This window comes from Neisseria sp. P0013.S005, assembly GCF_051958425.1.
Classification (GTDB): Bacteria; Pseudomonadota; Gammaproteobacteria; order Burkholderiales; family Neisseriaceae; genus Neisseria; species Neisseria subflava.
The window spans coordinates 1-15,853 of sequence record NZ_JBQCVL010000003.1 but is presented as its reverse complement, the minus strand read 5'-3'; the positions used below and the strand labels follow the sequence as shown (position 1 = coordinate 15,853).

General features: G+C 49.7%; 13 protein-coding genes and 2 pseudogenes. 8 read left to right on the top strand and 7 right to left on the bottom strand.

The window, feature by feature from the left end; genetic code table 11:
• Positions 1–103 precede the first annotated feature (103 nt).
• Complete coding sequence (locus tag ACTHTA_RS04065; protein WP_308887227.1) at positions 104–1,486, top strand: phosphomannomutase/phosphoglucomutase; 1,383 nt, start codon at positions 104–106, stop codon at positions 1,484–1,486.
• Positions 1,487–1,588: 102 nt separating this feature from the next.
• Here ACTHTA_RS04065 and rpe read toward each other — a convergent pair whose 3' ends face one another.
• On the bottom strand, positions 1,589–2,269 hold the full coding sequence (gene rpe, locus ACTHTA_RS04060) for a ribulose-phosphate 3-epimerase (RefSeq protein WP_308887225.1): 681 nt from the start codon (positions 2,267–2,269) through the stop codon (positions 1,589–1,591).
• Between the two features lie 277 nt (positions 2,270–2,546).
• Between rpe and ACTHTA_RS04055 the strand changes: the two genes are divergently transcribed.
• Positions 2,547–2,975 (top strand): Spy/CpxP family protein refolding chaperone, encoded by a 429-nt coding sequence (locus ACTHTA_RS04055; protein ID WP_250600749.1) that lies wholly within the window; start codon positions 2,547–2,549, stop codon positions 2,973–2,975.
• Positions 2,976–3,040: 65 nt separating this feature from the next.
• Here ACTHTA_RS04055 and ACTHTA_RS04050 read toward each other — a convergent pair whose 3' ends face one another.
• Both ACTHTA_RS04050 and ACTHTA_RS04045 read right to left on the bottom strand, forming a co-directional pair.
• Complete coding sequence (locus tag ACTHTA_RS04050; protein WP_049329674.1) at positions 3,041–3,907, bottom strand: ATP-binding protein; 867 nt, start codon at positions 3,905–3,907, stop codon at positions 3,041–3,043.
• Positions 3,908–3,922: 15 nt separating this feature from the next.
• A complete protein-coding gene (locus ACTHTA_RS04045) occupies positions 3,923–4,537 on the bottom strand; it encodes a riboflavin synthase (RefSeq protein ID WP_003683409.1) in 615 nt (204 codons plus the stop codon).
• A gap of 125 nt (positions 4,538–4,662) precedes the next feature.
• Between ACTHTA_RS04045 and ACTHTA_RS04040 the strand changes: the two genes are divergently transcribed.
• From ACTHTA_RS04040 to ACTHTA_RS04030, 3 genes are all read left to right on the top strand, one after another.
• Entirely contained in the window at positions 4,663–5,508 is an 846-nt protein-coding gene (locus ACTHTA_RS04040; protein ID WP_308887224.1) for a 23S rRNA (adenine(2030)-N(6))-methyltransferase RlmJ, read from the top strand.
• Positions 5,509–5,637: 129 nt separating this feature from the next.
• Complete coding sequence (locus tag ACTHTA_RS04035; RefSeq protein WP_308887223.1) at positions 5,638–5,991, top strand: hypothetical protein; 354 nt, start codon at positions 5,638–5,640, stop codon at positions 5,989–5,991.
• 67 nt (positions 5,992–6,058) lie between these two features.
• Positions 6,059–7,033 carry a class 1 fructose-bisphosphatase gene (locus ACTHTA_RS04030; RefSeq protein ID WP_308887221.1) on the top strand — a complete coding sequence of 325 codons (975 nt, stop codon included), beginning with the start codon at positions 6,059–6,061 and terminating at the stop codon, positions 7,031–7,033.
• Positions 7,034–7,117: 84 nt separating this feature from the next.
• Here the strand turns inward: ACTHTA_RS04030 and ACTHTA_RS04025 are convergent, their stop codons facing one another.
• The 4 genes and pseudogenes from ACTHTA_RS04025 to ACTHTA_RS04010 form a co-directional block, all read right to left on the bottom strand.
• Positions 7,118–8,014, bottom strand: a complete 897-nt coding sequence (locus ACTHTA_RS04025; protein ID WP_440364389.1) for an IS3 family transposase — start codon at positions 8,012–8,014, stop codon at positions 7,118–7,120.
• Positions 7,918–8,268 carry a helix-turn-helix domain-containing protein gene (locus ACTHTA_RS04020; protein ID WP_440364390.1) on the bottom strand — a complete coding sequence of 117 codons (351 nt, stop codon included), beginning with the start codon at positions 8,266–8,268 and terminating at the stop codon, positions 7,918–7,920. The genes ACTHTA_RS04025 and ACTHTA_RS04020 overlap by 97 nt, the downstream gene beginning before the upstream one ends.
• Before the next feature lie 149 nt (positions 8,269–8,417).
• Positions 8,418–12,692, bottom strand: a pseudogene (gene glgB, locus ACTHTA_RS04015) (1,4-alpha-glucan branching protein GlgB).
• 217 nt (positions 12,693–12,909) lie between these two features.
• Entirely contained in the window at positions 12,910–13,392 is a 483-nt protein-coding gene (locus ACTHTA_RS04010; RefSeq protein WP_003683125.1) for an FKBP-type peptidyl-prolyl cis-trans isomerase, read from the bottom strand.
• Between the two features lie 514 nt (positions 13,393–13,906).
• Here ACTHTA_RS04010 and ACTHTA_RS04005 point away from each other — a divergent pair.
• The 3 genes and pseudogenes from ACTHTA_RS04005 to ACTHTA_RS03995 form a co-directional block, all read left to right on the top strand.
• Complete coding sequence (locus tag ACTHTA_RS04005) at positions 13,907–14,173, top strand: hypothetical protein (protein ID WP_003683138.1); 267 nt, start codon at positions 13,907–13,909, stop codon at positions 14,171–14,173.
• Positions 14,174–14,268: 95 nt separating this feature from the next.
• Positions 14,269–15,642, top strand: coding sequence for an FAD-binding oxidoreductase (locus ACTHTA_RS04000; protein WP_308888480.1), 1,374 nt, complete (start codon positions 14,269–14,271; stop codon positions 15,640–15,642).
• Positions 15,643–15,743: 101 nt separating this feature from the next.
• Positions 15,744–15,853 (top strand): annotated as a pseudogene (locus tag ACTHTA_RS03995) (IS481 family transposase); the annotation flags it as partial.

The following is a 15,853-nucleotide window of genomic DNA, read 5'->3' as shown; positions in this document are numbered from 1 at the left end:
TTCTTTGATGTAACGACAAAAGGCCGTCTGAATGCTTCAGACGGCCTTTTAGCCGTGTTAAAATAAGCCCCATTATTTCCCCTTAAATTTAAAGGAAATCCACATGGCAAATATCGCCCGCGACATTTTTAAAGCCTACGACATCCGGGGCATCGTCGGTAAAACCCTGACTGCCGAAGCTGCCTACTTAATCGGTAAAGCCATTGCCACCAAAGCCTTAGAAAAAGGCATTACCCGCATCGCACTCGGCCGCGACGGACGCTTGAGCGGTCCCGAACTGATGGAACACATCCAACGCGGCTTTACCGACAGCGGCATCGACGTCCTCAATGTCGGCATGGTCGCCACCCCCATGCTTTATTTCGCCGCCATCAACGAATGCGGCGGCAGCGGCGTGATGATTACCGGCAGCCACAACCCGCCCGATTACAACGGTTTCAAAATGATGCTCGGCGGCGACACCCTCGCAGGCGAAGCCATCCAAGAACTGCTCGCCCTGATTGAAGCCGACAAACTGGTTGCCTCCGACAAAAAAGGCAGCGTAATCGAAAAAGACATCTCCGGCGAATACCACAACAACATCGTCGGCCACATCAAGCTCAAACGCCCGATGAAAATCGTGATTGACGCGGGCAACGGTGTCGGCGGCGCATTTGCAGGCAAACTCTACAAAGGTTTGGGCAATGAAGTGACCGAACTTTTCTGCGAAGTGGACGGCAATTTCCCTAATCACCACCCTGATCCGTCCAAACCGAAAAACCTGCAAGACCTCATCGTCGAGCTTAAAAACAGCGATGCCGAAATCGGCTTGGCATTTGACGGCGATGCCGACCGCTTGGGCGTAGTCACCAAAGACGGCAACATCATCTATCCAGACCGCCAACTGATGCTTTTCGCGCAAGACGTGTTGAGCCGCAATCCTAAAGCCAAAGTGATTTTCGACGTCAAATCCACCCGTCTGCTCGCGCCTTGGATTAAAGAACACGGCGGCGAACCTGTAATGGAAAAAACCGGCCACAGCTTCATCAAATCCACCATGAAAAAAACCGGCGCACTGGTTGCCGGCGAAATGAGCGGCCACGTTTTCTTTAAAGAACGCTGGTTCGGCTTCGACGACGGTATGTATGCCGGCGCACGCCTCTTGGAAATCCTGTCTGCCTTCGACAATCCATCCGAAGTGTTGAACAAGCTGCCGCAAAGCATTTCCACTCCGGAACTCAACATCGACCTGCCTGAAGGCAGCAACGGCCACAAAGTGATTGAAGAGCTGGCTGCCAATGCCAAGTTTGAAGGTGCAACCGAAATCATCACCATCGACGGCTTGCGCATTGAATTCCCTGACGGCTTCGGCCTGATGCGTGCTTCCAATACCACGCCGATTTTGGTATTGCGCTTTGAAGCGGATACGCAAGAAGCGATTGAGCGTATTCAAAACCAATTCAAAGCAGTCATTGAAAGCAATCCAGCATTGAAATGGCCGCTGTAAGGGTTTAGGCTAAAAAAAGGCCGTCTGAAAATCATTTCAGACGGCCTTTAATATTAAACATTGATTATTTAAAGTTTGGAAACCAAGAATATCCCGGCTTAGTTATCCGACTTGCGCCAACTGTTGACGCATTTCATCGATAACGGCTTTGTAATCCGGTTTGCCAAAAATCGCCGAACCGGCCACAAACGTATCCGCACCTGCCGCCGCAATTTCAGCAATATTGTCTGTCTTCACGCCGCCATCGACTTCCAATGCGATATGGCGGCCACTTTGCCGTTCATACTCGTCCAACATCTCGCGCACTTTGCGGATTTTCACCAGCGTATTCGGGATAAAGCTTTGTCCGCCAAAGCCCGGGTTGACCGACATCAGCAAAACCATATCCAGTTTGTCCAAAACGTTTTCCAGAATATTGGCCGGCGTAGCAGGATTCAATACCAAACCTGCCTGACAGCCGTATTCTTTAATCAAACCCAAGCTGCGGTCGACATGGCGGCTGGCTTCCGGATGGAAAGTAATGATATTGGCACCGGCTTTGGCAAACGCATGAATCAAATCGTCCACCGGCTCAACCATCAAATGCACATCGACCGGCACGGTTGCATACGGTTTCAAAGCCGCGCAAACCATAGGGCCGAAAGTCAGATTCGGCACATAATGATTGTCCATCACGTCAAAATGAATCAAATCCGCACCGGCGCGGATCACTTCGGCAACCTCTTCGCCCAAACGGGCAAAATCAGCGGACAAAATACTGGGTGCAATACGGTAGTCGGCCATGTTTATTCTCCTAAAGTGTGTTCCTTTGTCATTATCGCATTTTTAACCCTATGTTGTATGCTGCCGACAATATCTCTGCCGTCATTTTTATGAATTTACATTTCATATACATTAATGAAACTTATAATCACATAGTAAGGCTTTGAAAATAAATTATTAGATTACATATATGTGCAAAAAAATCTAACATCATTAACAAAAGTTAACTGCATTGATACTGCCTTTCACACGCTTATCGGTTATATTTCCAAACCTGATGAAACATTAGGAAAACACCGTGTCTGTTGCACTTTCCCGCTATCCGACTTTTATTTTCTTAGCACTCGCCCTACTCTGTTCCAGTCTGCCTGCACATGCCGATCCGTTTCTGGCCACTTTGAACGACTTCCACCCGAATTGCGACATCCGACAGCTCAATTTATCCGCCGACCAACACGCCGCCCTGCGCCGCCTGCGTACCGACTTCAAACAAATCAACGATAAAGCCTACCGTAAAACCGTACGCTCCGACCGCAACCGCCGTCAAACCATCATCAAAATCCTCTCCGGCGACTCATTCGACTCAAACGCCGCCCGTGATTATGTTGAAAACCGCTACCTCTCCAGCATGGACTATGCGGTGGATGAAATGGAAATCCAATACCGCTTCTATCATCTGCTCAATCCGCGCCAACGCCAGCAATGGTTGTCTTCATGCTTGCGCTAATAAATCAATAAAAATACAGAAAGGCCGTCTGAAACCATATTCAGACGGCCTTTGTTTTTTCAACCTTAATCCAGCACTCTTTCTTCCGGCAACCGGCCTGCCCAGTCGCAGGCAAACTGCCATGCCGAACGGCCTGAACGGCTGCCGCGCATTTGCGCCCATTGCAACGCGGCTTGGCGCGCCGTATCGTCAAAAGGCACATTGAAATCGTCCAACCAGTTGGCTACGGCGGTCAAATAATCGTTTTGATCGAAAGGATAAAAACTCAGCCATAAGCCGAAGCGGTCGGAAAGGGAAATTTTCTCCTCGACGGCCTCTTTCTGATGGATTTCTCCGCGAATGCCCGTAGTACCGCCGTTTTCATCCATGTATTCGGGAATTAAATGACGGCGGTTGGAAGTGGCATAAACCAAAACATTGGTGCAACGTTGCGACAGTCCGCCGTCTAAAGCCGTTTTCAAGGCTTTATAGGTTTCATCACCGGTTTCAAACGACAAATCATCGCAGAAAACGATAAATTTCTCGGGGCGCTCAGACAACAGCGTCAACAAAGCCGGCAAGCTGATCAAATCGCTTTTGTCCACTTCAATCAGTCGCAAGCCGCGCTCGGCGTATTCGTGCAACAACGCTTTAACCAAGGAGGATTTGCCCGTACCGCGCGCACCGGTCATCAAGACATTATTTGCCGGACGGCCTGCCAAAAATTGCTCGGTATTGCGTTTCAGCCTATCGGTTTGCGAACCGACAGCCGCCAATCTGCTCAAAGGAAACGTATGCGGACGCGGCAGGCTTTCCAAAATACCTTTTTTGCCCACGCTGTGCCAACGGTAGGCCAAAGCGCGCCAGTCGGTTTTACCGGCTTCATCAGGCAGGATTAAATCCAGACGGTTTAAAACGGAATTGGCTTTTTTCAAAAAATTGGATAATTTCATTTCGGCTTTCTTTTTTCAGACGGCCTTTTGTGCCAATACACGCATCACGGTATCGACAACGGCTTGGGTTTGCGGATCGATTTCGATATTGATGAGGTCGCCTTCTTTGCGGCTGCCAAACAGGGTACGCTCCAAAGTCTCCGGAATCAGGTGTACGCAAAATTCGCTGTCGCTGACTTCGCCTATGGTCAGGCTGCAACCGTCCAAACCGACAAAGCCTTTGGTCAGGATATAAGGCTTGAGGTTTTCCGGCAGCTCAAACCAAACTGTGCGGTTGAACTCGCTGGACTCGATACGGGAAATTCGGGTAACCGCCATCACATGGCCGCTCATCACATGACCGCCGATTTCGTCGCCAAACCGTGCCGCGCGTTCTAAATTGACGCTGTCGCCGACTTTCAAGCTGCCAAGATTGGTTTTGCGTAAGGTTTCGTCCATCAAATCAAAGCTGACTTTGTTGCCGTCGATTCGGGTGATGGTCAGGCAGCAGCCGTTGTTGGCAACAGAGGCGCCGGTTTGCAGATTGTCGGCGATTTCGGGGGGCAGCTCGACAGTGTGGGTACGAAAGTCGGGCGAAGGTTGGGCGATGTCTGTAATTTTGCCCATGCCTTGTACGATGCCTGTAAACATGATGTCTTCTTTCCGATGGTACGATAAGGCGGATATTGTAGCATTTTCCAGGCACAAAGGCCGTCTGAAAGCGGTGATGGCGATGGTTTGGGGTATAATCGGATTTTTATTTCCGCAGCCCGATCATGCTCAGCTACCGCCACGCCTTCCATGCCGGCAACCATGCCGATATACTCAAGCACTTTATCCTCTTCCTCGTCCTCGAATATTTCAACCGCAAAGACAAGCCCTATTGGTATATCGATACGCACAGCGGTGCCGGTTTGTATGATTTGAGCGGCGATGAAGCGCAAAAAGTCGGCGAATACAAACAAGGCATTGCGCTCTTGGAACAAGCTGACAAGCTGCCTGCCGAATTGGCCGAATTTGTGGGCCGTCTGAAACAAATACTGCCGCGAGACAACCTTTACTGCGGCTCGCCTTGGCTGGCACAGGCACTCACGCGCGATAGCGACAAAATGCGCCTCTTTGAGCTGCACCCTGCTGATTTTGTCCATTTGCAAAACAATATGCGTGAAGTCCGTCCTGCGCGTAAAGTACAGGTCAGTCAAGCGGACGGTTATCAGGGCTTGATTTCATTACTGCCTCCTCCGCCGCGCCGCGCCGCGGTCTTGATTGATCCGCCCTACGAAGAAAAACAAGACTACCGCCGTGTCGTCCAAGTTTTGAAAGATGCTTTAAAACGCTTTGAAACCGGCTGCTACATGGTTTGGTATCCCTGCCTGAGCCGTGAAGAAAGCCGCAAACTGCCGGACGAACTCAAAAAAATCGCTCCCGACAATTATCTGCACGCCGAGCTTCATGTCCATACGCCGCACAGTGATGGATTCGGTATGCACGGCAGCGGCATGTTCGTCATCAATCCGCCCTATATGCTTGCCGAACAGTTGCAAAACAATCTGCCCGAACTTTCCAAAATTTTGGCGCAAGATGCCGGCGCGCATTATGTATTGGAAAGCAAAACGAAATAAACGCTGCCGTCTGAACGTATATCCAAACGCTTCAATTTTGCCGCCATACCCGTTCAGACGGCCTTAACCCTTTATACTTAAGCCTTTTTCCACTACAATTCACAACATAACAATTAACGGCTGTCCCTCATGAATATACGCACACCCCTAGCCTGCACGCTCCTGCTTTGCGCGTGCAGCGAATCAGTAAAAAACGAATTTAAAGAAGAATTTACCCAAAGTTTCCGCACCGAATTTGTCCGCTCGGCAACCGAAGCCTGCGTAGAAAAAGCTGCAGGAAAAAGCCCGTTTGATTCCGCGACTACTGAAAAAATCTGCCGCTGCATCGGTGAAAAAACAGTCGACCAAATCAATCCTGAAGAAGCGGCCTCGCTTTTGGGCGGCAGCGACTCCATGAGCGACGAGCTGAAAAAACGCATCAAAGACACCAGCATCGCCTGCACTAAAGAAGTTTTAGGCATGGCCGACAGCAAAACCAAATGAACACGCCGTTTTCAGACGGCCTGAAATTGAAAAATACCCGATTTAAACTTAGGAAAAGAGTGAAACCGTGAATACATTGAACCAATTCTTAGCCCAACACCTGCCCGAACACAAACTGCCGCAAGAGCTGGCAAGCGTATTGGAATCCGTAGCCGCCGCCTGTTTGGACATCAACGCCAAAGTCCGCCTCGGCGCGCTTTCCGGCGTTTTGGGCATGGCAGGTACCGGCAACATCCAAGGCGAAGATCAAAAGAAACTTGACGTCATCGCCAACAACATCATGATTGATGTTTTAAAAGCCAATGCCAACATCGCAGGCCTTGCCAGCGAAGAAGAAGACACCTATGTCGTCACGCACGAAAACGGCGGCTATTTGGTATTGTTTGATCCGCTGGACGGCTCTTCCAATATCGACGTCAACATCTCCGTCGGCACCATTTTCTCCATTTTGGCAAAACCTGAAGGCGCATTGACTACCGAATCCTTCCTACAAAAAGGCCGCGACCAAGTAGCCGCAGGTTATGTTTTATATGGTCCGCAAACCCAACTGGTACTAACTGTCGGTCACGGCGTATTCGTCTTCACTCTGGACGATGCCAACCAATTCCTGCTGACTAAAGAAAATCCGCGCGTTCCGGAGTCCACTAAAGAATTTGCCATCAATATGTCCAACCAAAGACATTGGTTCGCCCCTGTTCAACAATACATTGACGAATTGCTGGCAGGCGAAACCGGCGTACGCGGCAAAAACTACAATATGCGCTGGGTAGCCAGCATGGTTGCCGAAATCCACCGCATCCTGATGCGTGGCGGCGTATTCATGTATCCGCAAGACAAACGCGATCCATCCAAACCGGGCAAACTGCGCCTGATGTACGAAGCCAACCCGATGAGCCTGCTTATGGAACAAGCCGGCGGCGCATCAAACAACGCCATCGAAGCCATGCTCGACATCCAACCTACCGGCCTGCACCAACGTGTTGCCGTATTCATGGGCAGCCGCGAAGAAGTGGAATACGTTTATAATCTGCATCAAAAATAATCAGATGTATTGATTTCAAACCCAAAAAGGCCGTCTGAAATATGTGAACTGGCCCCCAAATCTTGGACACTCATAAAAGCCTATTCAGGCGCTCTGTGTAAGCTGGGTTCTGTATGCGACAGGACTCAGCTTTTTCAATTTCAAACTGCAACGCTCCCGGTTGTAGTAATCCATATAGTCATCTATCTGTTTCATCAATTCGTCCACCGTCAATTCTCCTGCACGGTAGAAACACTCCGTCTTCAACACCGCAAAGAAGCTCTCCATCGGTGCATTGTCCCAAAAATTCGCCTTTCGCGACATGCTTTGAACCATGGAATGTTGGGCAAGCAATTCCCTATACCCCGCCGTACGGTACAGCACACCTTGGTCGGAATGAAGCATCGTTCCTTTGCTGGTCAGCCGGGGGGCGGCTTTTTCGAGCATTTCCTTCACCATTTCACTGTCGGCTCTGCGGCTCATGGCGTAGGCGACGATTTCCCGGTTGAACAGGTCCAATATCGGTGAGAGGTACAGTTTGCCGTCCTTTCCTTTGAGTTCGGTCACGTCTGTCAGCCATTTTTCGTTGGGCTTTTGGGCTGTGAACAGGCGTTTGAGGAGGTGTTCCGATATCTCGCCCATGGCGGGATGGCGGTAGGCTTTTTTCGCCCGTATTTTGGCTTTCAGCCCCATCTGTTTCATCAACCGAGCTGCTTTTTTGCGGTTCCAATCCAATGCTGCGGCAATGCGCCTTTGTCCGTATCGCCCTTTATGCCGTTCGTAGATTTCGGCGATAAGGGCTTTGTCGGCTTCATCGGGGTCGGGACGGTCTTGGTGGTGGTAGTAAAAGCTGCTTTTGGGCAGGTTTGCGATGTGTAGCAGGTATTTGAGCGGGTGTTGCGCCCTCAGTGTTTGGACGGTTTGGCTTTGTTCTTTTCGGTCTGCTTTTGGCTGAGGGCTTTTAACTCCTTTAGGTAGGCAACCTTTGCGCGCATATAGCACAACTCTTCGATAAGCTCTGCCTGTGTTTTTTCGTGGTCGGGTTTGTCGGCGATGAAGGGGTTTTTGCGGTGTTGGGGCATGGTTTTGGATTGGGGATGTTCGAGTGCGCTGATACCGCCTTCCTGATAGGCGTGTATCCATCGTCGCAGGTGGGTTCGTGAGATGCCGTAGTGGTCTGCAGTACGCTGTTGGCTGCGTATGTGCAGGTAGTGGAGTACGGCTTGGTATTTGAAGTGTAATGTATATTTGCTCATAAAAAAAACTGCACCTTGTGAGTTGGAGGGGGGGATGTCCAACTTTTGGGGTGCAGTTCAATTTTCAGACGGCCTTGAGTCATATTGATATCACTATCTTTTAATTTTCAGCTCAGTAGGCAGGCATGATGCCCACCCTCAAAGTTGATTTACGCTTCGTCTTTGACTGCCGCCTGATACAGGTAAACGGTTGCCAACGGCGGTACGGTAACAGACAGGGAATTTGGTTTGCCATGCGACCAAACTTCTTCTGTCTCCACCGTTGCGCCGGCAGAAACGCCGCTGCCTTTGTAATGCAGGTCGTCTGAATTGAGGATTTCGCGATATTCGCCGACAGAATTCACACCGAAACGGTAGCCTTCGCGCACCACAGGCGTGAAGTTGCTGATCACGATAACGCGGTTGCCTTCGCGGTCGCGGCGCTCGAAGACGAATACGGAATTGTCGCCATCATCGGCAACCAGCCATTCAAAGCCTTCAGGCCATTGGTCCAGTTGGTAAAGCGGCGCAGTGTCTTTATAGACATAGTTCAACTCGCGTACGAAGTCTTGTACGCCTTTGTGCCAGCCACCCTCTTGCTCCAGCAGGAACCAATCCAGTCCTTCGTTGTAGTTCCACTCTCGGCCTTGTGCAAACTCGCTGCCCATAAACAAGAGTTTTTTGCCGGGGAAGCCGTACATAAAGCCGTAGTAAGCGCGCAGGTTGGCAAATTGTTGCCAGCAGTCGCCGGGCATACGTCCGAGCAGCGAGCGTTTGCCGTGCACGACTTCATCGTGTGAAAGCGGCAGGACAAAGTTTTCGCTGTACTGGTACATCATGCCGAAGGTCATTTTGTTGTGGTGGTATTTGCGGTTGATGGGGTCTTCCATCATGTAACGCAAAGTATCGTTCATCCAGCCCATATTCCATTTGAAGCTGAAGTTCAAACCTTCTTGGCGGGTCACATTGGCAAACGAAGTAGATTCTTCGGCGATTTCAGTCGCTGCCGGAACTTCCTCTTTCAACATGGTGTTGGTATCGCGCAGGAAAGCGATGGCTTCAAGGTTTTCATGGCCGCCGTATTGGTTCGGAATCCACTCGCCGTCTTTGCGGTAAATCATGGAGGCGACGGCGTCCACGCGGATACCGTCAAAACCGAAACGCTCTATCCAATACAAGGCATTGCCTTGCAGGAAGTTTTTGACTTCGTTCCTGCCGAAGTTGTAAATCAGGGTGTTCCAGTCTTGATGGTAACCTTCGCGCGGGTCGGCGTGTTCGTACAGCGCGGTACCGTCAAACTTGGCAAGCCCATGGTCGTCGGTCGGGAAGTGTCCGACCACCCAGTCGAGGATGACGCCGATGCCTTCGTCGTGGGCGGCTTTAATCAGGGCGCGCAATTCGTCGGGCGAACCGAAACGGCTGGTCGGCACATACAATCCGGTCGCCTGATAGCCCCACGAGCCGTCAAAAGGATATTCGGAAACGGGTAGGAATTCGATATGGGTGAAGCCCATGTCTTTGACGTATGCCACCAATTCTTTGGCCAGCTCTTCGTAAGTCAGCCAGAAGTTGTTTTCGGGATTGCGTTTCCATGAACCCAAATGCACCTCATAAATGCTGATGGGCGCGTCAATGGCGTTGGCGCGGGCGCGGAAGTCGGGTGTATCCACTTTTTCCGGCAAACCGCGCACGACAGACGCGGTATTCGGACGCAACTCTGCGCCGAAGGCATACGGGTCGGTTTTTTGCCGCACATCGCCGTTGGCATTGCGGATTTCAAATTTGTAGAGGGCGTTGAGTTTGACTGCCGGAATAAAGATGTCCCAAATGCCGTTGTCGCGGTGGAAACGCATCACATGGCGGCGGCCGTCCCAGTTATTGAATTCGCCGATAACGGAAACGCGTTGCGCATTTGGCGCCCATACGGCAAAGTGTACGCCCTTCACGCCGTCCAACTCGGCAAAATGCGCGCCTAAAGTCTCATAAGGACGCAGGTGCTTGCCTTCGGCCAACAGCCAGGAATCCATGTCTTGCAACGCAGAGCTGAAATGATAAGGGTCTTCTTCAATCACAGGCTCGGAGTCTTCGGTATAACGGATACTCAAAGCGTAATCGGGTGCATCATCGGGCAAAACAGCCACAAAGAAACCGCGTTCATCAATTTTTTCAGACGGCACGATGAGTTCGCCGCTGCGGCGGTTCACAATATCCACGCTTACTGCGCCGGGAATCAAAACGCGCACTACTTCATCGCCCTCTGCAAGGCGGTGTCGTCCCAGATAAGCGAACAAGTCGCTGTGGGTGGCAAGAAACAGGCTTTCGACCGTATCGCGCTCGATTTGGTCAAGTTCATGATAAGCCTTGATTTAGCTGTTTGTTTTCATGCGTACCTCGTCAATAATGGCAAGTTGGCCGCCCATGAGGCGGTGTTGTAGGAAATCTTCCAAAGAAACCGGCATTTTTTGCGCCCAGTTCGGATAACCGTCCGGCACGCCGGGGACATTCAAATTGTCAATGACGCCCAGCAGGTTTTCCAGTTGTACGGCGTAAAGCTTGCTGCGGCTCAATGCGCCGTATTTGTGCAAAGCCGCCAGCAAAGTTTCATCGGCTTTTGCCGGCATTTGCACGTCTGCACCCAGACAGCCGGTATATTTCAATTTGTCCAGCAAATCGGCTTTATCGTGTTCGCGCTCATCCAAGGCCGTCTGAAAAGCGGCTGCATCAGGCAAAGTACCGAGTTTGAACATCGTATCCAAATCTTTGCCCATCCAATAACCTGCCAGCGGCGCGACATCGTGGGTACTGATGACCGTAATCGCCTGCTCAGGGTATTCTTCAGGCAGTTGGAAACCGTTCCAGCCCTTGCTGAAATACATCACTTTGTAGGAGAACACTTGATAGCGGTTAAGCAGATAACGCGCTTGATCGGGTACCGTTCCCAAATCCTCGCCGATGATGACGCAACGGTTGCGCTGGCTTTCCAAAGCCAATATGGCGAAAGTCACTTCGGCGTCGTAATGCACGTATGCACCGAAATCCGCTGTTTTATCGTTTAAAACCCACCACAAACGACACAATGCCATCACATGGTCAATCCGCAACACGCCATACAGCCGCATGTTTTCGCGCAACAAATGGGCAAACTTTTCATAGCCCGTATATTTCAACATCGACGGATTAAGCGGCGGCAAATTCCAATTCTGCCCTGTTGGCCCTAAAGGATCGGGTGGCGCACCGACCGATACGTCCATACAATAATCTTGGCGGTTTAACCAAGTATCCGCGCTGCCTCGCGCCACGCCGACCGCTAAATCGCCGTAAATACCGAGTTTGACACCGTATTCGGCAGCAGCTTTGTTGACTTCTTGCAACTGCTCCGCGCAAAGCCATTGCAGCCACATATAAAAACGGATTTCACGTTCATGACTGCGCGCGAATTTTTCTACTGCTTCGCCATCAGACTGATGAAATTCAGACGGCCACGACTGCCAACCCACTTGTCCGGGACGGCTGTAATACTGGTCCAAAGCCTCAAACAAACCGAAGCCTTGCAAAGCCTTGCCTTTTTCTAATACAAATGCTTCAAATGCAGCGCGTTCATTTGCCGCAGCTTCACAAGTATCTTGTTCAAACGCATTAAACGCCATATGCAGCGCATCACGCTTGCATGCCCAAACCGCCGTATAAGTCACCGTTTCCGTAACACGCAAAGCAGCAATGCGCTGACGGATTTTCGGTTGTGCCAACCAGTTTTTCAGTTGCTCGTTATAAGTAAACGCACCGACTTTCTCGATATCCAAGTAAATCGGATTAAGCCATTCGCGCGAAGAAGGGCTATACGGGCTGGCAAAGGCAGGCTTGCTGGTAAACAAGGCGTGCAAAGGGTTGATACCGACAAAATCCAGCTTTTTCTCCGCCGCATATTTCATCAGGTTCAATAAATCGGTAAAGTCACCTATGCCCCAGTTACGCTCGGAACGCAGGCTGTACAAATGCATGGTCAAACCATTCATCCGTCCGCCATTGGCAAGCAGTTTAGGCTGATAAACCGATTCAGGCGCAACAATCAGGCGTACAAGGCAACATTTGCCGCCGGTCTCGGCCGACAAAGTGTAATAACCGCAAGCCAGCTGGGGCAGCTTAATCCAAAGCGTATCGTTGTCGCCCGGATATAAAGTCAAGCTCTGACACTCATCCGCCTCATCAATCAATACGACCGCTTCCGCACCATGAAATTCAGACAGCATCTGTAAAGATTCTTCGCCGTTTTCATGCACGACCATCGTATTCAGATAAAGGTCGTCTGAATCCGGTTTGCTTTTGTCCAAAACAGCAACGATCGATTCCAAAACTTCAGGTTTGGTCGCATGATATGTACCGTTGATGTCGTGGTAGCCTAAATCAATACCGGCCGCTACAGCCTGCCGCTCCAATGTTTCACTCATTGCACTCTGCCTGTTTTACCAATATCTGAATCTTAATATAGATTTTGTCGCACCGTTACATGTAATTCATTGTAGTCTCTAACAAAATCCATATTTCCCTGTTTGATTTGACCTGCGCCAAAATTTCCTATTTATCTGTCTTATAAAAACTTAAAGGCCGTCTGAAAAGGAAGGTTTCATTCCTTTTCAGACGGCCTTTATCATGCTTCAAGCCTGATTAGTGGTGGTGATGACCGTGCGGGCCATGTACGTGACCGTGGGCAATTTCTTCCTCAGTCGCATCGCGCACACCTTCAACAGTCGCTTTGAACAATACTTTCATACCGGCCAAAGGATGGTTACCATCCACTACGGCTTTACCGTCGGCAACATCGGTTACGCGATAAATCAATACATCGCCTGTTTCCGGGTCATCAGCTTCAAACATCATGCCGACTTCAACTTCAACAGGAAATACGCTTACATCTTCAATACGCACCAGCTCAGGATCTTGTTCGCCGAAAGCATCATCAGGCGACAAAGCCACTTCAACGGTATCGCCTACATTTTTGCCGTGCAACGCTTCTTCCACCAAAGGGAAAATACCGTCATAACCGCCATGCAGGTAAGCAATCGGCTCTTCAGTTTTGTCCAACAGCTGGTTGTTTGCATCGTACATTTCATAATGCAGCGAAACTACGGAATTTTTAACAATAGACATCATGTCGTCCTTAATCAATATTTAAAAGTCAAGTTCAGGCTATTCTATCACAGCTGTAACTAAACAATCGGTTTACCTTAAACAAATACTTTTGGCAAACACAACAAAACCAAAAAAGCCCATATAAAAAACCAAATTGAATGATTCCAACCCATAAAAGTTGCTTTTTCACAACACAAAGTTGCTAAATTACAAAAAATTCCCCAAACGCAAAAACATTCTAAATCCTTAAAACCAACAACAGTTAAAAATAATCAAATTATTGAATATAAACGACTTTTTAAAAGTTCATTAATTATGAATATTTTTAGATGATTTTTTACCTGCCTCCCTGATTTACATTATTTTCGCTAATTTTGTATTGATTTTAATCCGCAAACGGTTAAGCAACGTTGCATTGGCCCACCCCGTGGGGCATAATAACGAAAATTCAGCAATGAATTTCTACTGTACAGGCCGTTTGACGGCTATTTTTAGTTTAAATGTTTAAATCGATTTAAAAAGGTCCTCAAAAATGAAAAAATCTCTGTTCGCTGCTGCTTTGTTGTCTTTAGCTTTGGCCGCTTGTGGCGGTGCTGATAAAGCTGCTGAAACTGCCGCTTCTGCTGCTTCTGAAGCCGCTGCTTCTGCTACTGAAGCTGCTGCATCTGCTACTGAAGCCGCTGCTTCTGCTGCTACCGAAGCTACTGAAGCCGCTGCTTCTGCTACTGAAGCTGCTGCATCTGCTACTGAAGCCGCTGCATCTGCTACTGAAGCTGCTGCTTCTGAAGCTGCTAAATAATATTCTTTTGAATATAAGAAAAGCAGGATACCATTGTGTATCCTGCTTTTTTACATTTCTCACACTCCCCTTCCCGACTTTTCCGCCTGACTGCCATGCACCTTCACGACCGTTTTGCTGAGTTTCTTTCCGCCTCTGAAATCATCGAAGCCACTCCGGCCTTGTTAAACGACCAACGCCGTCGTTTTGTTTCTTCGCCGGATATTGTCTTACAGCCGAACTCCGTCGAGAGCGTGCAGAAAATCATGCGTTTCTGTTTTGAAAACCGCATCCGCGTAACCCCGCAAGGCGGCAATACCGGATTATGCGGTGCTGCAGTAACTACGACCGGCGTACTGCTTAACCTGTCTAAACTCAACCGTATCCGCGATATCAACCTTGCCGACAACAGCATGACGGTTGAAGCAGGCGTGATTTTGCAGAATGCTCAAAAGGCGGCAGCTGAAGCCGGACGACTGTTTCCGCTCAGCCTAGCCAGCGAAGGCTCTTGCCAAATCGGCGGCAATATCGCCTGTAATGCCGGCGGTTTGAATGTCTTGCGTTACGGCAGCATGCGTGATTTGGTATTGGGGTTGGAAGTCGTTTTACCAAATGGCGAACTGGTTTCCCACCTTCAGCCCCTGCACAAAAACACGACCGGCTACGACTTGCGCCATCTTTTTATCGGCAGCGAAGGAACATTGGGCATCATTACCGCCGCCACACTCAAACTCTTTGCCCAGCCCAAAACCAAAGCGACCGCATGGGTAGGTTTAGACGATATTGAATCCGCCGTCTCACTTTTGACTGCGGTGCAAGGTCATTTTGCCGAGCGCTTGACCAGCTTCGAGCTAATCAGCCGCTTTGCCCTCGATTTATCTTCGGAATTTAGCCAACTCAAAAAGCCTGCCGATGCGGAATGGCATATTTTGATTGAACTTGCAGACTCCATGCCCGATGCCGGACTGGATGAAAAGCTTGCCGAATTTCTCTATCAAAACGGATGGGAAAACAGCATCTTAGCGCAATCCGAGCAAGCGCGCTCCGACTTATGGACCTTGCGTGAAAATATTTCCGCTTCCCAACGCAAACTCGGCACCAGCATCAAACACGACATCGCCGTCCCTATCGCCCAAGTAGCCGCCTTTGTCCGCCAATGCGCCCCTGCCTTGGAAACCCGCTTTCCCGGCATACAGATTGTCTGTTTCGGGCATTTAGGCGACGGCAGCCTGCATTACAATACGTTTTTGCCCAACGTATTGAGCAACGAAGCCTACCAATACGAAGACGCCGTCAATACCATTGTTTATGAAAACATCCTTGCCTGCCACGGCACGATTGCCGCCGAACACGGCGTAGGCATCATCAAAAAACATTGGCTGCCCCGTGTGCGTACGCAGGCCGAACTCGTTCTGATGCATGCCATTAAAAATCAGCTTGACCCTTATGGCATTATGAATCCGGACAAACTCCTGCCTTCTCTGGATTAACAAAATACAAAAAGGCCGTCTGAAACATTTCAGACGGCCTTTTATCTTATCTGTAGAAACTAGTAGCGTTGTTTACAGTATTTCTAGGAGAATACTGAAACATGAACATGCACAAAAACACCCGTCTCACCCCTCACCACCGCCAAGCCATTTGGCTGGCCTACACGCAGGGGAAGGAAAGCGTCACCTCCCTGGCACGCCGCTACCAAGT